Raw genomic sequence first — 21,480 nt, forward strand, 5'->3', positions numbered from 1 at the left:
GGGTGGTTCTCCTGGAACGGGCGGACTCTACACAGAGAACACCCGCAACCGCCGAATCTCGCCCCAAAGTTCGACCGCAATTCCCTGAGCTGGCGTTTCTCTGCCGATCCTCAGTCCGTGCTGTCGGTGAAGAGCGCTCGTTGTGCCATCACGTTTGCGACATACTGCTCGGTGGCGTCGAGCCACTCGCCGTTGCTGACCGAGGTCGGCCCCTGGAAATACCCGCCGAGCGAGAGCCGAACGTCGCCGTCGTTGCGATCCAGGAGCCAGTCGAGGTAGCGAGCGCTCATGCGGATGTTGTCCTCGACCTCGAAACGATCGAGCGCTGGCTGGCCGATCAGGCTGGCACCGATCCATTCGGCGGTCACCGGCATCAACTGCCCGACGCCGACCGCACCGGCGCTCGAGAGCGCCTCCTGGTTCCAGCCGGACTCGTGCCAGGCCGTGGCCATGAGGAGATCGACCGGCAGATCGTTGGCCGCCGCCCACCGCTCGAAGACGGGGATCAGGGCAAGTCGCTCCGGCCGCTGCCGGATGCGCTCGGGGAGGTTCGGATACCGATCGAGATCGATGGTGTCGATGACCGCAGCCAACGAAGTGGCGGGAATCTGGAGCTGCTGCCCGACTCGGATGCGATCGTCGTTGACCAACCCATTCAAGGCCACGAGTTCGGTGGTAGTGGTGCCCCACTTCACCGCAAGCGCCGACAGCGTGTCGCCATCGGCCACGGTGTAGGTGATCGTCGGAACCGACACGACGAGACGTTGGCCGACGTAGATCCGGTCGACGTTCCCGAGTCCGTTCAGATCTCGCAGATCCTCGATGGAGGTGTTGGTGCGAAGCGCGACGTGTGACAGGGTGTCGCCTTCGCCGACGGTATAGGTCGAGCCGTCGTCACTCGCGGCTGCCGCCGCCGGGAGTGCCAACACACCCGTCGTCGCCAAGCCCAAGGCAAATGCCGAGACAGTGATGCGTCGAACCATCAATGGAAGAGCCATACCGATCTATCGGCCGACGAACGACGAAGATGAGTCGTTGGGCCCACGCGGGCCTGGTTCGATTGGCCCTACGAGCGTGCGGTGCGGCGAGCCTCGGCTCGCCGCTCGGCGTCGAGGCGTTCGAGTTCGGTCTCGGAGTCGTGATTCACGAAGCTCATCATCGCTGCGACGGCATGGTGACCGGCCTGCTCGGCGATGGCGGTGTGCATCTCTTGGGCCACGGTGCGGTAGGCCGGGTGGCCCTGTGGGGTCGAGCGCAGTTCGAGCATGTGCATCGCGGATCGTGCGTTCAGGTTGAAGTTGAAGCGCACCCGGTAGGCCAACGACACCGCCAGCGACGCCTGCGGGCCGAACGCCGGCTCGAGCGCATCGAACAGGGCGGCCGAGCGCTCCATGGCAGCGTCGAAGCGGTCGCCCACCCCCGCCTCGTCGACCAGCTCGGGGCGGGTGAACCCGTGGGCGGGTGTGAGCTGCTGCCACTCGACGGTCAGGAGCCGGTGACGCTGCAGATCCCGGAAGGCGCCGTAGTCGGCGAGGATGTCGAAGCGGTAGAACGGACGCTCGAGCGCCCGGCCGGGCCGATGCCGACGGTTGCGGCGATCGCCGGTGTAGGCCCGGATGACCCGCAGCCGGTCTTCGACCGTCATGGCCCGCACCTGTTCCTCGATCCGCCGTTCAGGCAGCGACGAGTAGGGATAGAGCATCGACGCCACGAGCTTGATCTCGGCGTCGGGATCGAAGTCGACCAGCTCGACCCGGGCATCGGTATCGGCGGGACCGGCCTCGTCGAGCAGGTCTTCGGCGATGTCCTCCATGGACAGCCGAGCGTCGGCCAGGTACTCGCTCCATTCCACGCCGCGCTCGGGCAGGTCGACCCGTCGGACGAACGACGGGATCACCTTGCGGAGCTCGGTGAGCATGAGATCGGCGTAGAGCTGGGCTTCGGGGAGCGGATGCGACCGCATCCGCAGCAAGAGTTGTTCGTAGGCCTGCCCCGATGCGTAAATACCCACGTTCGACTGGGCGGCTGCGGGCAAGATGCCACGGACGGCGTCGAGCGCCTTGGCCTTGATCGCCTGGCGGTACACGAAGTCGGAGTCCGATGCCGCCTTCGGTGTGGTGGCGCGCACGTGGTCGGTGACGATGTCGGCGAGCTCGGCGTAGGTGTCGAACAGCCGATCGAGATCGCCGACGTAGCGAGTGCCGAGTTCGGAGCCCAGGATCACCGGGTCTCGGTAGTAGCGGTAGCGGCCACCGACCCGGCTGTCGTAGGAGATGTAGCGGGTCGATTGCTCGAGATACGAGGCGAGACGCCCCCACTCGAGCACCTTGGTGAGCAAGTTCGATGCTTGCTCACAGGCCAGATGCACGCCGCCCAACTGGGCCACGGAGTCGTCGCCGTATTCGACGAAGATGCGCTCGTAGAGCTGTTCTGCTCGGTCGAGGCCCATGGTGGCATCGACCCCGGAATCGCCTTCGATGTCGAGTTCACCGACGAACTCGTCGAGGAACAGCCGGCGCAGGCTCTTCGGCGAACGGGAATAGCGGGCGAACAACGCACCCTTGACGACTTCGGGGAGGTTGACGAGGGCGAAAACCGGCAGGTCGAGGTTCGTGAAGTACCGCCGAAGGACATCGGCCTCGGCGGCGGTGAATTCCTCGACCACATACGTACTCACGGTGACAGAGCGTATTCGGGTGAACACCCAAGGGGGTGCATCCCCGTCATGCGATCACCACGAACGCATCGGTGACCAGACGGACCTCGAGATGGAGGCAACGACCGGTGCGACGACCGTCGATCCACACGGCGGTCGGGCGGGCGAAGTCGTGGGCCCAGACCGGCCGACGGACGACGGTGAGTGCTGGATGCGGGAGGTGTGTGCCCTGCCGGGAACGCTTCGAGGCCATCAGCCGCTGCTGCAGCGGGAGGGCACCGAAGGTGACATCGAGCAGGTCGTCGTTGGGATGGGACCGGGGTCCGAGATACCGCTCGCCCACGTAGGCGGCGTTCATGACCACTGCCGCCTCTCCCTGCCACCAGCGACGATGGCACACCACGTGGGCGGCGAAGGGGAGTTCGGGACCGTCGTCGAGCCGGACGAAGCCGAGGTCACACGGGTACCGATACGGCGCTGCGTTCTCGGGACGGGGTCCACCGAGCGTGCGCCGCAGATCACCCGCTGCGAGCACCGCCTCGAGCTGCTCGCCTCGCTCCAGCGCAGCGGCGGCGGCCGCCGCCAGCTCGCGATCGGTATCGAAACGTGGACCGCCGACCGGCCAGACCGTCTCGGTGGCCCAGACCGAGTGTTTCTCGATGGTCACGAGTCCGACGCTCGATCGAGGCCGTCTTGATCGAGTCCGACATCATCGAGTCCGTCATCCTCGAGACCGTCGAGGTCGAGACCGTCATCGTCGAGCTCATCGCCGTCGAGGTCGATCGCCGACGAGACGGCCACCAGGTCGCGGTGCACCGCATCCGAGGCGGCCCTGGCCGCACGCTGAGTGGCAGGATCGATGGCCAACTGGGCGATCTGGCGCAAGAGGTCGATCAGCAGTCGCGCGGTGCGCACGAAGTCACCGGCGGTGAGTTCCTCGTCGTCGAGTACCTGATCGAGGTGCCCTCCTGCGGCCCAGCTGTGGGCGACCGCCATGAAGCCGGCATCGGGGACCCGGGTCTCGTTCAGGCGCAGCCGATGCTCGTGGTTGGCGAGCGTTCGATGCAGGCGAGTGAGCTTGCCGAACCGGCGCCGGAGCTCGTCGGTGGGAAACCACGGCTCGGGCACATCGTGGCTGCGGCGCTCCTCGAAGATGAAGGTCGACGCCAGCGCCGCAACCTCGGACGGGGCCAGTCCATCGAACAGGCCGGCTTCGATGGCCTCGACGACGAGCAGGTCGAGCTCGTGGTACATCCGAGCCAGCCGCTCCCCCGACGCGGTGAGCGACCAGCCGTCGAGGTGGCCTCGCTCGGTGAGCAGCTCGATGACCCGATCGAACTGCAGCCCGAGGGACTCGGCGGCCGAGTTGACCCCGGTGCGCATCGACGCCATCTCGGCGTCGAGCTTGTCGAGACGGCGCAGACCCTTACGGGCACCGGCAGGCACATCGGCGTCGCTGGTGTAGATCGTGGTGGGACCGAGCGAACGGCGCTTGCTCGCCCGGAAGTTCGCCGTCGCCAACGCCTGGCCGATCTCGTAGACGAACGAGACGCTGTTCGGCAGGTACGGATCGGGCACGGCGACGTCGCCGAGGTGCACCGGCACCCGCTCGAGCATGGGTGCGGTCATCTCGTAGCTGTTGGTTTCGGTGTCGGCGACCAACACCTTCACACGCCCGCCCTTGCGGTAGGCCACGGCCATCACCACGACCGGCGAGGGGAGGTCGGCGGCGACAACCTCGAGCGCGTTGCCCGGGCGCAGCTGACTCAGTGCGAAGGCGATTTCGTCGGGATCGGCCTCGATCTCGGACTCGGTGGCGAGCGCCGCACGGAGTTCACCGATCGGGCCGAACTCTCGCTCGATGCGACCCTCGATCTGGGCGTAGCGGTCGCGCAACTTCTCGAGCTGATACTCACCTCGCACGACGTCGGCGTCGGCACGGAACTGGGCGAACGACAGGTTGAGCAACTGTCGGGCCCGCTCGGGGTCGTAGCGCCGCACCAGGTTGGCGGCCATGTTGTAGGTGGGGCGGAACGCCGAGCGCAGGACGTAGTCGCGGCTGGCGGCGAGCGTGGCGACCTGTTCGAAGCGAACCCACGGTGACCACAGCACCACCGCATCGCCGAAGTCGTCGATGCCACGCCGCCCCGCCCGGCCGGTGAGCTGGGTGTATTGCGCCGGGCTGAGGAATTCGTGGCCGTCGCCGTTCCATTTGGTGAGCTTCTCGATCACCACCGTTCGGGCCGGCATGTTGATCCCCAGTGCGAGCGTCTCGGTCGCGAAGACCGCCTTGACCATGCCCCGCTCGAAGCAGGTCTCGACGACTTCCTTCATCGGGGGCACCATGCCGGCATGGTGGGCGGCAACACCGGCCTCGAGCGCCTGGAGGAATCGGTCGTAGCCCAGGACCGCACGGTCGGTGTCGCTGAGGTTCGCCATGCGTTCGGCGGCGATCTGGCGGATGCGTTCGCGTTCCTCACTGGTGGTGAGGGTGATGCCCGCATCGAGCACGGACAGCGCGGCCTCGGAACACGCAGCGCGAGAGAACAGGAAGTAGATGACGGGGAGCAGCTCCCGCTCGCGCAGCAGCTGGATGACATCGACTCGGCGTGGCGTCTGCCATTTCGGACGGGTTCGCCCCTTCGGCCCCTTGGGGCCCTTGCGGTTGCGCCCTCGCTGGATCTCGGGGTCGTAGCGGAAGCCCTTGGCGTTGGGTTTGCCCTGCGACAGCGTCTTGATCAGATGAAGCTTCGCACTCGCCCGCTCGCCCACCAGGTAGAGATTCTCCAGTTCGACCGGTCGGCGCGTCTCGACCACGAGTCGAGTGGTGCCGCGGACGGTCTCCATCCATTCGGCGAGTTCGTCGGCGTTCGACACCGTGGCCGACAGCGCCACCAGCTGGATGTCTCGGGGAAGGTGGATGATGACCTCCTCCCACACCGGCCCTCGGTAGCTGTCCTGGAGGTAGTGCACCTCGTCGAGGATGACCGCACCGAGCGAATCGAGGCGTCGCCCGGCGTAGAGCATGTTGCGCAGCACTTCGGTGGTCATCACGACCACGGGAGCGTCACCGTTGATCGCGTTGTCACCGGTGAGCAGACCGACACGATCGAGGCCATAGGTTCCGATGAGATCCCGGAACTTCTGGTTCGACAGCGCCTTGATCGGCGTGGTGTAGAAGACGCGCCGGCCGCGGCGCAACAACTGATCGATCGCATACGACGCCACGAGCGTCTTTCCCGCACCGGTGGGCGCGGCCACGATCACGTGCGCCCCCTCGTCGAACGCGGCGAACGCATCGAGTTGGAATCGGTCAGGCTCGAACCCGAGCGACTGAACGAAGGCAGACTCGGCGGTCACAGCAGGCTTGCTCGGTTCTTCGTGAGTCGCCCGCCGATGATGAGTGACGCCTCGTAGAAGAAGTACATCGGTACGCCGACCACGCTCAATGTGAACGGATCACCGGTCGGCGTGATGATCGCCGCAGCGATGACGACCAGCACCAGGGCGATGCGGCGCTGGCGTCGCAGCGTTGCCGTTTGCACGATGCCGGTCATCTGCAGGAAGACCAGCACCAGCGGGAACTCGAACGCGATGCCGAACGCCAGCAGCATCTTGATGAAGAAGCTGAGGTACTGATCGGCGGTATAGAACTGAGCAAAGCGGTCCTCGCTGCCGATGTTGCTCAAGACCTCGAGCGACCGCGGCAGGAACAGGTAGGCGGTCACGACGCCTGCGAACAGCAGGAGAATCGAGGCAGCAAGGAACGGGAGCACCGCCCGCTTCTCGTTGGGATACAGCCCGGGCAGCACGAAGCGCGCCATCTGGTAGAAGATGACCGGCAGGGCGAGGATCAAGCCGCCCCATCCGGCGAGTGTGATCAAGACGTCGAACTGGTCGAGCGGGCTGGTGGCGAGGAACTGGGCGCAGTCCTCCGCACCGTCGCTCGCCACCTTCGTACCGACCTCGCAGTACGGCTCGGTGAGCAAATCGAAGACCCGCTGTTGGAACACGAGCACGACGACGGCACCGATCACCACGGCCATCACGCTCTTGATCAGTCGCGAGCGCAGCTCGGACAGGTGCTCGACGAGCGACATGTCGGCCTCGGCAGACCGAGGCGTCTTCTTCTTGCGAAACGACACCTTCACGAAGCCGGCGGATCCTGCTCGGCGTGCGATGACTCGATGTCGGGGTCGGTGTCGGGCTCGAGCGGGAGAGCGGCCTCGGCCACAGTCTCTTCTGCGGCCTCGGTGTCGGGTGCCGCTTCAGCCTCGGCCTTGGCCGCGGCGCTCGCACCGCGGGGGCCGAACGCCTGGTCGATCGTGGACTTCGATGCCGACTCGGCATAGCCCCGCGGGACGATCGGCTTCTCGTCGGAGCCGTCGCCGGTCCACTTGACCGGATCGAGCTCGTCCATCCCCGACATGAATTCGCCACGGACACCGTCGGCCAGGCTTCGGAGCTGGGCGACGTAGTTGCCGAACTTGCGCATGACCGATGGCAGTTGTTCGGGACCAACGGCGATGAGCGCCACGAGGGCGATGACCAAGAACTCGCCTCCTCCGATCCCGAACATGGCGGCCAGACTAGCGGCCTGCGTACAGCAGCAGAGCCTCGCCAGACTGAGTCGCCGTGCTCGTGCTCGCCGGTCGACGCCCCCCTCGCCTGGCAGAACGCGAACGAGCCGCCGGGGGCTCCCGGCGGCTCGTGTCGACGAGGCAGATGTTCGAATTGCTCGAGCTAACCGGTGAACTCCGACAGCGCCTGGCCCAGGGCCGAGTCGTCCATCAGGAGATCGTGGAAGTCGAGGAGGTCGTCGTGGTTGATCGGCTCGCCGGCATGGACCTCGTTGAGCTCGGCGGGGAGGCGCCAGGTCGTGAACGACACACCGCTGGCCACCAGCAGATCGATCGTGCGAGTCTCTGCGGACTTCACCACCACCATGCGGCAGTGGGGGCAACGGAACGAATACGTGCCGTGGTTGTTGTCATCGCAGATGCGAACCTGAACGTCATTCGTGGTGAGCTCGACATCGCCGCAATCGGGGCAGCTGGCTCGAATGGTCGCCATGTTGGGAGTTCCTCCTACCGTCTTCCTCGTCTACTCGCATAGGTTCGGCAGGAGGTAGGGCACTCTTGAGGACATGGGCAAGAGAACACAGATCTCCTGCCCCTGCGTCATTGTGCCCGGTGGATTGGTGGTTGCGGTGGATCTGCGTTGGCAAGATGGTGGACGTGCCGCCGCGACTGCCACCACTGCTCGACGTTCCGATTGCGTTTGCCCACCGTGGAGCACGTGCACACGCCCCTGAGAACACGATCGAATCGTTTCGCCTCGCACTGAGATTGGGTGCGACCGGACTCGAGAGCGACGTCTGGATCACCGCCGATGGCGAGCCGGTGCTCGATCACGATGGTGCGTTCGGCCCACGTCTGCGGCGTCGTCAAATCGCCGATCTGCGCACCTCGCAACTGCCGTCGCACATGCCGACACTCGCCGAGTTCTACGACTCGGTCACGACCAGTGTTCCGTTCTCACTCGATGTGAAAGACCCGGCTGCCTTCGATGCCGTGGTCGCGGTCGCACGCAATGCAGGGGCCGAACACCAGCTGTGGTTGTGTCATCCCACACTCGAGCAGCTGCTCCCGTGGCGCCATGCCACCGAAGCCCGGCTCGTCGACTCCACACGGCTGTCACGCATCGCCGAGGGGATCGAGCGCAGGGCCCACCGGTTGCGCGACACCGGGATCGATGCGATCAACCTTCGCCACATGGACTGGTCGGGTGGCGCGATCGCCATGTTCCACCGCTTCGAGCGGTACGCCCTCGGCTGGGACGCCCAGCACCCCCGTGAGATCGCGAACCTCCTCGACGCCGGTATCGACGGTGTGTTCAGTGACCACTCCGACCGTCTTGCCGCCCAGTGGGCGGCGTTCTATCCCGACCACGCCGAGTCCAGCGACGCCCATCAGCCGAACGAGCCGGAGTAGCCGATGAAACCGAACATCAAGAGTTTCCTGGCTGGTGCCGTCGTGGTCATCCTGGCGTGGGTGATCGTGTCCCTCGCCGGCGGCGACGACACCACGAACGACAACGAGCTGTCGAGCAGCGAGGTTGCGGCGGAGATCACCGCCGGCGGGACGGCAACCCCGGCCGAAGACACCTCGGCGACCGCCGACGACACCGCAGTTGACGACACGGCAGTGGACGACACCGCCGCCGACGAAGCTGAGGACGCGGCAGCCGACGACACCCTCCACGACGCGCCGAGCGCCAACGACGAGGCGCCGCCGACCGCACGATTCAGTGGGCTCCCGGCCATCGCGCCGGCCGAACTGCCGATCGAGGCGATCGACACGCTCGACCTCGTCGCCTCGGGCGGCCCGTTCCCCTATTCCCAAGACGACTCGGTGTTCCAGAACCGAGAAGGGATCCTGCCGGATCAGCCCCAGGGCTACTACCGCGAGTACACCGTCGTCACCCCGGGCGAGGGTGATCGCGGCGCCCGCCGCATCGTTGCGGGAACCGACGGCGATCTGTACTACACCGACGACCACTACGACTCGTTCCGCGAGATCGTGTTGTCGTCATGATCGAACCGATCGACGCGTTGCTCACCGGCTGGACCGCCCCCGGCGTCTGGTCCATCGACACGCTTCCCGACGACCTTGCACCTCGGGCCGAGGGGCTCGGCTGGCGACCGTTGGTGGTCGAAGGTGAGCACGCCTCCAAGGAGTCCTTCCTCGCCGCCGTGCGCGAAGCAGCGACCTTTCCTGAATGGGTCGGCAACAACTGGGATGCCTTCGAAGAGGTGATGCGCGACCTGTCGTGGCTCCCCTCCGCTCCCCTGCTGCTCGTGCTCACTTCGCCGGTGCCCGACACAGCGGTCGAGATCCTGATCGACGTGGCGCGGCACTGGGACCGTCACCAGCGACGGTTCGCCGTCGTGATCAGCGGGCAGTCACTCGGGCGAGCCGCAAGCGAACTCCCACAACTCGACCGGCTCCCCGTGATCGGTCAGAGTCCACCGAGACGGTCGAGTGGCCAGTAGCGGAAGCGAGCCTTGCCAACGACGGTGTCGTCGCTGATCGGCCCGAAGACGCGGGAGTCGCTGGACCGATTCCGGTTGTCACCCATCATGAACAGCTCGCCCTCGGGCACCACCACCGGCGCGAAGTCGACGATCGTGACGTCGTCATCGAGGTAGGGCTCATCGATCGCCTCGCCGTTCACGAAGACCGCGCCGTCGTGTCCCTCGACGGTGTCGCCCGGCAGACCGATCACGCGCTTGATGAGTTCGTCGTATTCGCTCGGCAGACCGGGCGGCCGGTCGAACACGACGACGTCGAACCGGTGAATGTCACTGAAGCGATAGCTGAGCTTGTCGACCACCACATGGTCGCCGACGACCAAGGTCGACTCCATCGACTCGGACGGGATGGAGAATGCCTGCAGTACATAGCTGCGGACCACGAGGGCGAGGAGGATCGCGCCTCCCAATACCAACACCCATTCCATGGCTGCCCGCATGGGCGACGATGGCGACTCATCGATCGGTGCGCTCACTTCGGCGGTGGGATAGCCGTCAGTGCCGTCAGTGTCGGCGTCGTGTTCGGTCACGGCTCGGTCGGGGTCGTTCGGCACGGGTCGGTTCGCAACCGGTCAGAGCGAGCCGACGCGGTCGAGCGGCCAGAAGAGGACGAACGCTCGACCGACGATGTTGCCCTCGGGGACGGTGCCGAAGAATCGGGAGTCGTACGAGTCGTCTCGGTTGTCGCCCATCATGAAGTACTCACCCTCGGCCACCGTGATCGGCGCGAAGTCGACGATCACGTCGACCGGATCGAGGTAGGGCTCGTCGATGGCCTCGCCGTTGACGTACACCGCACCATCGCGCCCTTCGACCACATCGCCCGGTAGCCCGATGACTCGTTTGATCAGGTCTTGATAGCCGTTGGGGTCGTCGTCAGGACGCTCGAACACCACGACGTCGCCCCGGCTGATGTCGCCGAAGCGATAGCTGAGCTTGTTGACCATGACCCGGTCCTGCTTCTCCAGGGTGTGCTCCATCGACTCCGACGGGATCCAGAACGGCTGGAACAAAAAGCCACGCACGAACAGGGCGACGGCGATCGCACCCACCACGACGACCACCCATTCCATGACCGCGCGGACGGCCTTGGCATCTTCGTCGATCTCGGGCGTCGGCTCGGCGACGTCGGCGGGTGCAGTCATCGGATCCCCATCGGCGCCCTCACCGGATTGCTGAACCGGTTGGTCGGAGGCGTCGTGCATCACCTACGAGACTAACGGCGCCCTCGCCACGAACGGGGCCGTCATCTCGAATGGCGGTAACGCTCCAACACACGAGAGGCAGCAGCCGAGCCGAGGTTCGTGAGTCGCTCGTCGTCGGCGCTGATGACCCGGACCTGCGACCCCAGTCGGAGCAGCAAGCGTTCGAGCCACGGCACCGCCGTGATCACGAGCGTGGCCTCGCTCGATCCGTCGCGACGGCGTTTGACCGACTCGGTCGGATACGTCTCGATCACCCACTGGGCCTCGGGCGCAAGCCACAGCGTGACCTTCGGATCGTCGGCGCGGGGGTGGAACAATCGCACCTCGGGGCCGGAGTCGTCGGGGCGATGCGCACTCGGCTCGCCGGTCGGGCGCAGGTCTTCGATGCGGTCGACTCGGAACAGTCGCTCCCCCTCGGCGGTGTGGCAGTACCCCTCGAGGTACCACGCACCGCCGGTCGAGCTGACCCTCCACGGGGAGACTCTGCGGGTGGAGCGCTCGTCGCGGCCGTACGAGTAGTAGTCGATGATGAGATCCTGGGCGGCCTCGGCGGCCTGGCGGAGCTCGGCCAACATCGGCGCCTCGGCCGCTCCCAGATCGACCTCGAGGTTGACGTCGGGCTCGACGCCGAGCACCTCGGCGAGTTTCGCCAGCGCTCGGGCCAGCGGCCCATCGGGTTCGGTGCCGGGAACCGAGAGCAGGCCGTCGGTGGCCGCCAGCAGCGCCAGGCCTTGACCGGTGGTGAGCTTGAGCGGTCGTGAGAAGAAGTCGGCGTAGTGGATCCACACCTTGTCGTCCTCGATCGCGACCTCGACGAGTGCATCGGGGGTGTACGGCGGGAGGCCGACCATCCAGACGACGTTCAGGTCTTCGAGAACGTCGGCTTCGCTCATGCCGAACCGGTGGGCGACGGCGGCCACCTCGACGCCTGGGTTCGCCACGATCCACGGGACCATCGCGAGCACCCGGCGGAGTCGGTCGGACGCGTTCGCCGCAGCCATCAGCCGGCCTCCTCGATCGCTTCGAGCCAGGCGATGACGTCGGCCCGGAGCTCGGCCGGGCTGAGCACCTCGGCGTGCTCGAGGAGGCCGAGCACATACGAGCGGAAGGCAGCCAGGTTCACGACACCCACGGTGAACACCACACTGTCGTGCGGTCCCTCGGACGGCGTCGCCGGGCGCTCGGTGGCGTTGGGGCCGAGCTCTTGGCGCAACCAGGCAACCCGCTCGGTGTCGACCACGACCTCGACCGGTGTCGGTGCCTCCTCGCCCAGCTCCCATCCCTGGAGGGCACGGCCGGCTTCGCGGTGCTCGGGTGGTTCGGTCGACCAGGCCTGATCGCCGAGTACGTCGACGTCGCCGTCGATGCGTCCGATCCGGAAGTTGCGCTCCGCCTGGCGGTCCTGGTCGAACCCCGAGACATACCAGCGACCCCGCTGGAAGTGCAGACGCCAGGGATCGATCGTGCGCTGCTCGCCGCGGTAGCCGAACCGAACGGCTCGGCGTTCCCTGATCGCTTCGAACAACGGGGTCACCGCAGGATCGATGGGGAGGCTCGCCACCGAGGGCGAACCATCAGGTGCCACGTCGCCAGCCATGCCGCCGAGCTTCCACAACGCTTCCCGACCCTCACCGCTGCCGTCGACACGCACGGCAATCGTGGCCAGGTGAAGGGCGGCGAGTTCGGCGGCGTCGAGGCCCGGATCCGCGAGGTAGTAGTCCTCGGGAAGAATCCGGTAGCCGTCGACCGGCGGGTCGACCCCCGGCACTCGGGCGACGGTGAGCGGGATGCCCATCGTTCGCAGGTCGTCCTTGTCGCGCTCGAACGCACGGCGGAACGACGGACCCGGCGGTGGATAGCCCTCGACGCTCTTGCGAAGGTCTTCGGCGCTGAGTGGCCGCGGAGTGTCGAGCAGCACCGCGGTGAGGTTGAGGAGGCGTTCGAGTTTGGACACGGAGCCGACGGCCTACAGCGAGTCGATGAGCTTGGCCACGCGCTCGTCTTCGTACTTGAACGGGTCCTTGCACAACACGGTGCGCTGCGCCTGGTCGTTCAGCTTCAGATGGACCCAGTCGACGGTGTAGTCCCGCTTCTGCTCCTTGGCCCGGCGAATGAAGTCGCCACGGAGTTTGGCTCGTGTGGTCTGGGGCGGGGTGTCGATGGCGTCGAGCATCTGGTCGTCGGTCAGCGTCCGCTCGAGCAGTCCCCGATCCTGCATCCGGTAGAAGATGCCCTGACTGCGCCGGACGTCGTGGTACTGCAGGTCGAGCAGCTGCACCCGGGCGTCGTCGAGGCCGAGCCCGTGCTTGGCCCGATACGCCTCGATCAGGTTGTGCTTGATCACCCAGTCGAGCTCTCGGTCGAGCTTGAACGGATCGGACTCGAGTTGGGTCATCACGTGTTCCCACATGCCCAACGCCTTCATCTCGTCGTCGGGGAAGCCCTTGGTGTCGGCGTACCGCAGCGCTCGTTGCAGATACTCGGACTGGATGTCGAAGGCCGACACCTCGCGGCCGTTCGCCAATCGCACCTTGCGTTGGAGGGTGAGGTCGTGCGAGATCTCACGGATCGCCCGGATCGGGTTCTCGAGGGTCATGTCTCGCAACACACACGCCGGGTCTTCGACCATGCGCAGCAGGATCGCCATGGCCCCGACCTTCAGGAAGGTCGTGTACTCGCTCATGTTGGAGTCGCCGACGATCACGTGCAGGCGCCGGAAGTGTTCAGCATCGGCGTGCGGTTCGTCTCGAGTGTTGATGATGGGTCGGCTCCGCGTGGTGGCCGACGACACCCCTTCCCAGATGTGTTCGGCCCGCTGACTGACGGCGAAGACCGAGCCTCGGGCGGTGTGCAACACCTTGCCGGCACCGGCGTAGATCTGGCGCGACACGAGGAACGGGATGAGCACCTCGGCGTAGTGGCCCATCTCGTCGCTGCGAGTGGTGAGGTAGTTCTCGTGGCAACCATAGGAGTTGCCCGCCGAGTCGGTGTTGTTCTTGAACAGATGGATGGTGCCCCGGATGCCCTCGTCTTGCAGCCGTTCCTCGGCCGAGTCGAGCAGCTGTTCGAGGATTCGCTCCCCGGCCTTGTCGTGCACCACGACGTCGCCGATCGTGTCGCACTCGGCGGTGGCGTATTCGGGGTGTGAGCCGACGTCGAGATAGAGCCGTGCTCCGTTGACCAGGAACACGTTCGATGAGCGGCCCCACGACACCACGCGACGGAACAGATAGCGAGCCACTTCATCGGGACTGAGTCGGCGCTGGCCGCGGAGGGTGCAGGTGACGCCGTATTCGGTCTCGATGCCGTAGATCCGCTTCTGGTACATCAGCCGAGCAGTGCCCTCGTGTCGTCGCTGGTGAGGCGACGGAAGCATCGCCCTTCGTCTCGCCGGTCGAGCACGGCGAGTTCGATCTCGTCGGGGGCCAGTTCGCGGTCGGGGCCGGCGAGGGCCGCGACAGCGGCCTTGGCCGCCCCCGACTCATCGAGGTTCGCAAGGTCGGCGGCGGCGAGGCGCTGGCGGATCGCCTCGGCATCGCCGCCGAGGGCGACGAAGACGTCTTCGTCGGTGACCGAACCGTCGTAGCGGATGTGGAACAGACGATCGCCGTCGGGCACGTAGCCGATGGCGACGACGAGGATCTCGACCTCGAGCGGCTTCATCTCATGGGTGAAGATCTGCCCGAGCATCTGGGCGTACTGGTTGGCGAGCGCCTGGGAGTCGACGTCGTCGCGGCTGTAGGTGTACCCCTTGAGATCGGCGTGGCGGATCCCGGCGATGCGCAGCTGGTCGTACTCGTTGTAGCGACCGACGCCGGCGAACGCGATGCGGTCGTAGATCTCGGAGATCTTGCGCAGGTTGCGCGAGGGGTTCTCGGCGCAGAGCAAGATGCCCTGGTCGAACTCGATGGCGACCAGACTGCGACCTCGAGCGATGCCCTTCTGGGCGTAGTCGGCCCGGTCCTTCATGACCTGCTCGGGCGCAACGTAGAACGGCATGTTCATGGCTCAGTCCCTCTCGGTGAGATCGGCCACGATGGCGGCGAAGCGCTGGGCGAGGACGTCGTCGTCGAGGCGCTGGTAGCCGTCTTCGGTGATGGTGGCGATGATCGGGTAGATGCCACGCATGGCGTCAGGGCCGCCGGTGGCGGAGTCTTCGTCGGCCGCAGTGAACAACGCTTTCAGCAACAGGTCGACCGACGCGTCGACCGAGGCCATGGCCTCTCGATGGCCCATCTTGATGACGGTGCGGGCGTGGAGCGAACCGGACCCCGAGGCCACGTAGTTCTCTTCTTCGTAGCGCCCGCCGGTGACGTCGTAGGCGAACAGCCGGCCCTTACGGCGGCGGCGGTCGTAGCCGGCGAACAGCGGGACCACGGCGAGGCCCTGCATGGCAGCAGGCAGATGGTTGCGGACCATGCCCGACAGCTGGTTGGCCTTGCCCTCGAGCGACAGGGCGTGACCCTCGACCTTCTCGTAGTGCTCGAGTTGGAGTTGGAACATCTTGACCATCTCGATCGCCGGGCCGGCGGCGCCGGCGATGGCGACGCCCGACCAGCGATCGGCGGGAAAGACCTTCTCCATCGTGCGGTGGCTGATCAGGTTGCCGGCAGTCGCCCGGCGGTCGCCACCGATCACGACGCCCCCGTCGAACTTGACCGCAACGACCGTGGTGCCGTGGCTGATGTCGAGCTCGTCGCCGGCCGCAGCAGCGATCTTGTAGCCGGGATCGACCCCGACGCGCTGCAGCAGACCAGCAAAGCTCGGACCAGGATCGTCCGACGTGCTGAACAGGGGCAAAGTCATGGCCCTACGTTATCCCTCCTCGACCTGCGCCAACCGACTCGGTTGCCGCCCGGCTCGGCTACTGGCCACCCTTTTGGATGTAGCTCTTCACGAAGTCCTCGGCGTTGGTCTCGAGCACTTCGTCGATCTCGTCGAGGAGGTCGTCGAGATCGGACTTGAGTTTCTCGCCGGCCTCGCTCGCGGCCGGTGCCTGCTCGGCGACCTCTTCGCTCGGGCGAGGAGCGGTCCGCTTGATCTGCTCACGTTCGGCCATGTCAGGCCCCCAGTTTCTCGAGAAGTTCCTTGGCGGTGTCGCTCGAATCGATGAGCGCACCAACGTGGTCCACGGTACCGCGAAGCGGTTCCAGCATGGGAACCCGTCGCAGCGGCTCGGCGCCAGTGTCGAACACCATCGAATCCCAGTTGGCCGCAACGACGTTGTCGGGGTACTTGGCGAGACAGCGCCCCCGGAAGTACGCCCGGGTGTCGGTGGGGGGTTCGGTGCGCCCGTGACGGGCATCGGCATCGTCGACGATCGTCTCCAGGCCGGCACGCGCCGCCAACGACTTCTCGGGGCGTAGGTCGTGGTACTGAAGGTCGAGCGCCCGAAGCCGTGGGTCGTCCCACCGGGCGTCGTGACGTTCGCGGAACCCGTCGATGAGCCGGAGCTTGGCCACCCAGTCCACTTGGCCCGCCACCTCCATCGGATCACGCTCGAGCCCGGTGAGGACCTGCTCCCAGCGGTCGAGGATCATCGTGCCGACGTCGTCGCCACCGACCGACTCGAGGCCGTACTTGTCGGCCCAGACCTTGGCCTGATCGAGCAGGTCGGCCTGCAGCTCGATGGCGGTGGCGGTGGTGCCGTCGGAGAGGCGCAGCGGCGCTCGCAACGACAGGTCGTGGCTGACCTGGTGCATCGTGCGCACCGGGTCGAGGAAGGTGGGGAGACGGTCGAGCGCGTGGTCCTCGAGCATGGCGAACACCACGGCGCTGGTGCCGACCTTCAAGAAGGTGGCCACTTGGCTCATGTTGGCGTCGCCGGCGATGACGTGCAGCCGCCGGTAGCGGGTGGAGTCGGCGTGCGGCTCGTCTCGGGTGTTGACGATCGGTCGCTTCAGCGTGGTTTCGAGCCCGACTTCTTCCTCGAAGTGTTCGGCCCGCTGGGTGAGCTGGTAGTCGATGCGGGCGTCGGGCAGCTCGCTGCCGACCTTGCCCGATCCGGTGAAGATCTGGCGGGTGACGAAGTGCAGGGTGGCACCCTGGATGATCTGGCCGAACGGCAACGACCGGTCGAGCAAGTAGTTCTCGTGGCAGCCGTAGGCATTGCCCTTGCGGTCGGAGTTGTCCTTGTAGAGGATGATCTCCTGCCCCGGCGGCAGCACCTGGCGGACCCGCTCCATGGAGTCCGCGGCGATCATCTCGGCGGCCCGGTCGAACACGACGACCGAGAGGGCGTCCTTGCACTCCGGTGTCGACAGCTCGGGGTGGGCGTGGTCGACGTAGTACCGAGCGCCATTGGTGAGGACCGCATTCACCAGATGCGTTTCGACCTCGGGCGGCATGGCGAATTCGAGCGCCATCGCATCGCGGGCGTCGGCGCCCGGGGTCTCGTCGATGAAGTCCCAGGCGACCGGAGCCGAACGTTCGCCGAGCGAGCCGGTGGCCGACCCGATGTAGGCGTTGATGAGGACCGACGACGCCGAGACCGGGTTCCAGTCGTTGGTGCCGCGGACCATGATCCCGAACTCGGTCTCGATTCCGACGATCTTGGGGACGGCCATGCGCTACAGGTACTGACCGGTCGCGACCTGCTCGATGGTGCGGCCGCCGGTCTTGTCACCGCCGTTCTTGCCGACCAGCGTGCGGACATACACGATGCGCTCGCCCTTCTTGCCCGAGATCTTGGCCCAGTCGTCGGGGTTCGTCGTGTTCGGGAGGTCTTCGTGCTCCTTGAACTCCTGGCTGATCGAGGCAACGAGGTCTTCGGCCTTGATGCCTCGCTCACCGACGTCGAGGAACCGCTTGATGGCCAGTTTCTTGGCTCGTCGCACGACGTTCTCGATCATGGCACCCGACGAGAAGTCCCGGAAATACAGCGTTTCCTTGTCGCCGTTCTGATAGGTGACCTCGAGGAACCGGGTGTCGTCGTCGCGGCGGTACATGTGCTCGACCGCCTTGGCGACCATCGAGTCGACGGCGGCGTCGATGTTGCCCTCGGCCTCGATCTCGGAGGCGTGGATCGGGAGATCGTTGGTGAGGTAGCGAGCGAAGATCGAGGTGGCGGCCGTTTCCTCGGGGCGCTCGATCTTGATCTTCACGTCGAGGCGGCCCGGTCGCAGGATGGCCGGGTCGATGAGGTCTTCCCGGTTGGAGGCGCCGATGACGATGGTGTTCTTCAAGGTTTCGACACCGTCGATCTCGGCCAGCAGCTGCGGCACGATGGTGGATTCGATGTCGGAGCTGATGCCGCTGCCGCGGGTACGGAACAGCGATTCCATCTCGTCGAAGAAGATGATGACCGGCATGCCCTCTTCGGACTTCTCACGAGCCCGCTGGAAGATGAGGCGGATCTGGCGCTCGGTCTCGCCCACGTACTTGTTGAGCAGCTCCGGGCCCTTGATGTTGAGGAAGTAGCTCCTGGCTTCGCCGGCGCCGGAGGCCTCGGCGACCTTCTTGGCCAACGACGCGGCGACGGCCTTCGCAATGAGGGTCTTGCCACAACCCGGGGGTCCATAGAGCAGGATGCCCTTGGGTGCAGGCAGCTGATGTTCGGCGTAGAGGTCGGCGTGCAGGAACGGAAGCTCGACCGCATCGACGATCATCTCGATCTGGTCGTCGAGACCGCCGATGTCGTCGTAGCTGACATCGGGGACTTCCTCGAGCACGAGTTCTTCGACTTCGAGCTTGGGGAGCTTCTCGATCAACAGTGAGGCGCGGGGTTCGAGCAGCATGGAGTCGCCGGCCCGTACGAGCGTGCCCTTGAGGTGCTCGGCCAGCTCGACGACGCGCTCCTCGTCGGCCCGGCCGATGATGATGGCGCGGTTGCCGTCGTCGATCATCTCCTTGACGGCGACGACCTCGCCCGAGCGTTCCGGCCCACGGACCTTCACGATGTTCAGCGACTCGTTGAGGACGACCTCGTTGCCCCGCTCGAGCGTCGACCGGTCGATGGCGGGACTCAGTTCGACTCGCATCTTGCGACCGCTGGTGAAGACGTCGGCCGATTGGTCGTCGGCGTTGATGCCGAGAAAGGTGCCGTACGCGGAGGGGGAAGCGTGAGCTTCTCGACCTCTTCTCGCAGCGCGGCGATGTGTTCGCGCCTCTCGCAGCGTGTAGGTCAACTTCTCGTTCTGGCTGACGGCTTGGGCGAGTTGGCCCTTGGTGTCGAGCAACCGCTCTTCCAACGTTCGGACCCGCTTCGGCGCGTCTTGGAGGCGACGGCGAAGAGTGATGACCTCTTCCTCCATTGCCTTGAGCTGCACCTGCAGCTCGGCCATTCCGCTTTCGTAGGCGGTCAGGCGGCGCTCGTACTCTGACTTGTTGACGGCACTACCTCCTGCTGCATCCGACAGACGGACCCTACACGCCTCATCGGCCGACGAAGGAACGGGCTGAGGGTTTCACCGTGGCCCCGGCTCGGCCGATCCCACGGTGTCGATGATGAACGCCAGCGTTCGGGCCTCGTCACGCCACGAGTCGTAGCGACCCGACGGGCCGCCATGACCGGCGCCCAGATCGGTCCAGAGCAGGACCGGCGCGCCGCTGGTGGTGTGCTTCCGCAACCGCTGCACCCACTTCGCCGGTTCCCAGAACCCAACTCGAGGGTCGCTCAGCCCTGCGGTCGCGAAGACGGCCGGGTAGGGAAGGTTGCTCACGTTCTCATACGGGCTGTACGCCCGCATCGCTCGGTAGATCGCCTCGCTCTTGGCCGGGTTCCCCCACTCCTCCCATTCGGTGACGGTGAGCGGCAGGCTCGGATCGAGCATCGTGTTGATGTTGTCGACGAACGGCACCTGCGCCACCGCCGCCCCGAACAACTCGGGCGCAAGGTTGATCACCGAGCCGACGAGCAGCCCGCCGGCCGAGCCGCCTCGCACCGCCAGTTGGGCCGGCGTGGTGAACCCCTCGGCAACGAGATGTTCGGCGCTCGCCACGGTGTCGGTGAACGTGTTGACCTTGTGCTCGAATTTGCCGCCGAGGTACCAGCGGCGGCCCATCTCGCCGCCACCACGGACGTGGGCGATGGCGAAGACGAAGCCGCGGTCGAGCAGAGAGAGCCGAGCGACCGAGAAGCTGGGGTCCATCGACGCCTCGTAGGCGCCGTAGGCATAGAGGACACACGGCTGCGGGCCGTGCTCACCGCTCCCCCGCCGACGAACGAGACTGATCGGGATGCGAGCGCCGTCGCCGGCGGTGGCCCAGCTCCGCCAGGTCTCGTAGTCGTCGGAGTCGTAACCGCCGAGAACCTCCGACTGCTTGAGCAAGGTGCGCGCACCCGTGTCGAGGTCGATGGTGAACACCGACGGCGGCGACACCATCGAGGTGTACCCGTAGCGCAGCACGCTGGTGTCGACCTCGACGTTGGCGCCGGCCCAGACCGAGTACACGGCCTCGGGTTGGTCGAGCACCCAGGTTTCGCCATCGCTCCAGCGGCGGACCGCCAGCCGAGTCAGCCCTTCGGCCCGTTCGAACAGCACCAGGTAGTCGCCCAGCGAGTCGAACCCGCTCACCATGACATCGTCTCGCTCGGGCACGAGTTCGACCCACGACTCGTGGCCCGTCGAGTCGAGCGACGTGGTCATGATCCGGAAGTTCTCGGCACCGTCGTTGGTGTGGATGACCAGCTCGCCGTTGCGGTGCATGACGCCGTATTCGATGCCGTCACGGCGAGGTGTGACGATTCGGAGTTCGCCGGTGGGATCGTCGGCGGGCAACAGCCAGGTCTCGTCGGTGATCGCCGACGACACACCGATGTGGATGAAGGAGTCGTCCTTGTCGCGGCCCACCGAAGCGAAGAAGCGCTCGTCGTCTTCAGTGAAGACGCAGACGTCGTCGTCGACCGCAGTACCGAGGACATGGCGCCACACCTGGAACGGTCGCATGGCGTCGTCGGGCTTGACGTAGAAGAAGGTCCGATGATCGCCCGCCCAGGCGCTGCCGTAGGTGACCCCCTCGATCCGGTCTGGCAGGTCCTCGCCGGTGGTGAGATCGCGGAAGCGCAGGGTGAAGAGTTCGTCGCCGGTCAGATCGTCGGCCCAGGCGAGCAGGCGGTGATCGATCGACACCTCGAACACGCCGACCTCGAAGTACTCGGCGTCGCCGGCTTCGACGTTCTCATCGAGCAGGATCTGCTCGTCGCCCTCGCCTGCCTCGGACGCGTCGGCCTCGTCGACGATGGGGCGGCGGCAGTGGATGGCGTATTGATCGCCCTCGACGGTGCGGGTGTAGTACGACCATCCGTCCTTGCGGACCGGCACCGACAGGTCGGTCTCCTTCACCCGCTGCTTGATCTCGTCGAAGATGCGCTGCTGGAGCTCGGCGGTGGAGCCGAGCATGGCGTCGACGTAGGCGTTCTCGGCCTCGAGGTGGGTGGTGACTTCGGGCGACTTCTCGCGCATCCACGCGTAGTCGTCGACCACGGTCTCACCCCACAGCACTCGTTCGGTCGGACGCGCCTCGGCCCGGGGTGCTTGCGCCTGCTCGGATTCCATGGCCGGAGGCTAGCGGGAGGCCCTGGCATG

The 21,480-nt window shown here is 66.1% G+C and carries 21 protein-coding genes; 3 read left to right on the forward strand and 18 right to left on the reverse strand.

Annotated features, from left to right (window positions below; all coding sequences use genetic code 11):
• Window positions 1-110 precede the first annotated feature (110 nt).
• The 7 genes from R2733_23530 to R2733_23560 form a co-directional block, all read right to left on the reverse strand.
• Window positions 111-998, reverse strand: a complete 888-nt coding sequence (locus R2733_23530) for a LysM peptidoglycan-binding domain-containing protein (protein ID MEZ5379492.1) — start codon at window positions 996-998, stop codon at window positions 111-113.
• 68 nt (window positions 999-1,066) lie between these two features.
• Window positions 1,067-2,677 (reverse strand): FAD-dependent thymidylate synthase, encoded by a 1,611-nt coding sequence (locus R2733_23535; GenBank protein ID MEZ5379493.1) that lies wholly within the window; start codon window positions 2,675-2,677, stop codon window positions 1,067-1,069.
• A 46-nt stretch (window positions 2,678-2,723) separates the two neighbouring features.
• Window positions 2,724-3,323, reverse strand: a complete 600-nt coding sequence (locus R2733_23540; GenBank protein MEZ5379494.1) for a hypothetical protein — start codon at window positions 3,321-3,323, stop codon at window positions 2,724-2,726.
• Complete coding sequence (locus R2733_23545; protein MEZ5379495.1) at window positions 3,320-6,016, reverse strand: DEAD/DEAH box helicase; 2,697 nt, start codon at window positions 6,014-6,016, stop codon at window positions 3,320-3,322. The genes R2733_23540 and R2733_23545 overlap by 4 nt, the downstream gene beginning before the upstream one ends.
• Entirely contained in the window at window positions 6,013-6,807 is a 795-nt protein-coding gene (tatC, locus tag R2733_23550) for a twin-arginine translocase subunit TatC (protein MEZ5379496.1), read from the reverse strand. Before tatC ends, R2733_23545 begins: the two co-directional genes overlap by 4 nt.
• Window positions 6,804-7,235, reverse strand: a complete 432-nt coding sequence (locus R2733_23555) for a hypothetical protein (GenBank protein MEZ5379497.1) — start codon at window positions 7,233-7,235, stop codon at window positions 6,804-6,806. The genes tatC and R2733_23555 overlap by 4 nt, the downstream gene beginning before the upstream one ends.
• A gap of 164 nt (window positions 7,236-7,399) precedes the next feature.
• Window positions 7,400-7,729 carry a hypothetical protein gene (locus R2733_23560; GenBank protein ID MEZ5379498.1) on the reverse strand — a complete coding sequence of 110 codons (330 nt, stop codon included), beginning with the start codon at window positions 7,727-7,729 and terminating at the stop codon, window positions 7,400-7,402.
• Window positions 7,730-7,893: 164 nt separating this feature from the next.
• Between R2733_23560 and R2733_23565 the strand changes: the two genes are divergently transcribed.
• From R2733_23565 to R2733_23575, 3 genes are read left to right on the forward strand one after another with little or no spacing between them, the layout of a single operon-like run.
• Entirely contained in the window at window positions 7,894-8,649 is a 756-nt protein-coding gene (locus R2733_23565; protein ID MEZ5379499.1) for a glycerophosphodiester phosphodiesterase, read from the forward strand.
• A 3-nt stretch (window positions 8,650-8,652) separates the two neighbouring features.
• On the forward strand, window positions 8,653-9,252 hold the full coding sequence (locus tag R2733_23570; GenBank protein ID MEZ5379500.1) for a ribonuclease domain-containing protein: 600 nt from the start codon (window positions 8,653-8,655) through the stop codon (window positions 9,250-9,252).
• On the forward strand, window positions 9,249-9,710 hold the full coding sequence (locus R2733_23575) for a barstar family protein (GenBank protein ID MEZ5379501.1): 462 nt from the start codon (window positions 9,249-9,251) through the stop codon (window positions 9,708-9,710). Before R2733_23570 ends, R2733_23575 begins: the two co-directional genes overlap by 4 nt.
• Here the strand turns inward: R2733_23575 and lepB (R2733_23580) are convergent.
• From lepB (R2733_23580) to R2733_23630, 11 genes are all read right to left on the reverse strand, one after another.
• Window positions 9,677-10,279, reverse strand: a complete 603-nt coding sequence (gene lepB, locus R2733_23580) for a signal peptidase I (protein ID MEZ5379502.1) — start codon at window positions 10,277-10,279, stop codon at window positions 9,677-9,679. The genes R2733_23575 and lepB (R2733_23580) overlap by 34 nt on opposite strands.
• 42 nt (window positions 10,280-10,321) lie before the next feature.
• Complete coding sequence (lepB, locus tag R2733_23585; protein ID MEZ5379503.1) at window positions 10,322-10,894, reverse strand: signal peptidase I; 573 nt, start codon at window positions 10,892-10,894, stop codon at window positions 10,322-10,324.
• Window positions 10,895-10,995: 101 nt separating this feature from the next.
• Window positions 10,996-11,955, reverse strand: a complete 960-nt coding sequence (locus R2733_23590; protein ID MEZ5379504.1) for a WYL domain-containing protein — start codon at window positions 11,953-11,955, stop codon at window positions 10,996-10,998.
• Complete coding sequence (locus R2733_23595; GenBank protein MEZ5379505.1) at window positions 11,955-12,908, reverse strand: WYL domain-containing protein; 954 nt, start codon at window positions 12,906-12,908, stop codon at window positions 11,955-11,957. The genes R2733_23590 and R2733_23595 overlap by 1 nt, the downstream gene beginning before the upstream one ends.
• Window positions 12,909-12,920: 12 nt before the next feature.
• Window positions 12,921-14,282, reverse strand: coding sequence for a Pup--protein ligase (pafA, locus tag R2733_23600; GenBank protein MEZ5379506.1), 1,362 nt, complete (start codon window positions 14,280-14,282; stop codon window positions 12,921-12,923).
• The gene (prcA, locus tag R2733_23605; protein ID MEZ5379507.1) at window positions 14,282-14,959 is read right to left on the reverse strand and encodes a proteasome subunit alpha; all 678 of its coding nucleotides are present in this window, start codon (window positions 14,957-14,959) and stop codon (window positions 14,282-14,284) included. Before prcA ends, pafA begins: the two co-directional genes overlap by 1 nt.
• 3 nt (window positions 14,960-14,962) lie before the next feature.
• Window positions 14,963-15,760: a proteasome subunit beta gene (prcB, locus tag R2733_23610; GenBank protein MEZ5379508.1), complete on the reverse strand. Its 798-nt coding sequence runs from the start codon at window positions 15,758-15,760 to the stop codon at window positions 14,963-14,965.
• A 58-nt stretch (window positions 15,761-15,818) separates the two neighbouring features.
• The gene (locus tag R2733_23615; GenBank protein MEZ5379509.1) at window positions 15,819-16,013 is read right to left on the reverse strand and encodes a ubiquitin-like protein Pup; all 195 of its coding nucleotides are present in this window, start codon (window positions 16,011-16,013) and stop codon (window positions 15,819-15,821) included.
• Window position 16,014: 1 nt separating this feature from the next.
• A complete protein-coding gene (gene dop, locus R2733_23620) occupies window positions 16,015-17,520 on the reverse strand; it encodes a depupylase/deamidase Dop (protein MEZ5379510.1) in 1,506 nt (501 codons plus the stop codon).
• A gap of 3 nt (window positions 17,521-17,523) precedes the next feature.
• Window positions 17,524-19,236 (reverse strand): proteasome ATPase, encoded by a 1,713-nt coding sequence (gene arc / locus R2733_23625; GenBank protein MEZ5379511.1) that lies wholly within the window; start codon window positions 19,234-19,236, stop codon window positions 17,524-17,526.
• Between the two features lie 123 nt (window positions 19,237-19,359).
• Window positions 19,360-21,450 carry a S9 family peptidase gene (locus R2733_23630; GenBank protein MEZ5379512.1) on the reverse strand — a complete coding sequence of 697 codons (2,091 nt, stop codon included), beginning with the start codon at window positions 21,448-21,450 and terminating at the stop codon, window positions 19,360-19,362.
• Window positions 21,451-21,480: the final 30 nt, after the last annotated feature.

The organism is Acidimicrobiales bacterium (assembly GCA_041394265.1).
Classification (GTDB): domain Bacteria; phylum Actinomycetota; class Acidimicrobiia; order Acidimicrobiales; family SZUA-35; genus JBBQUN01.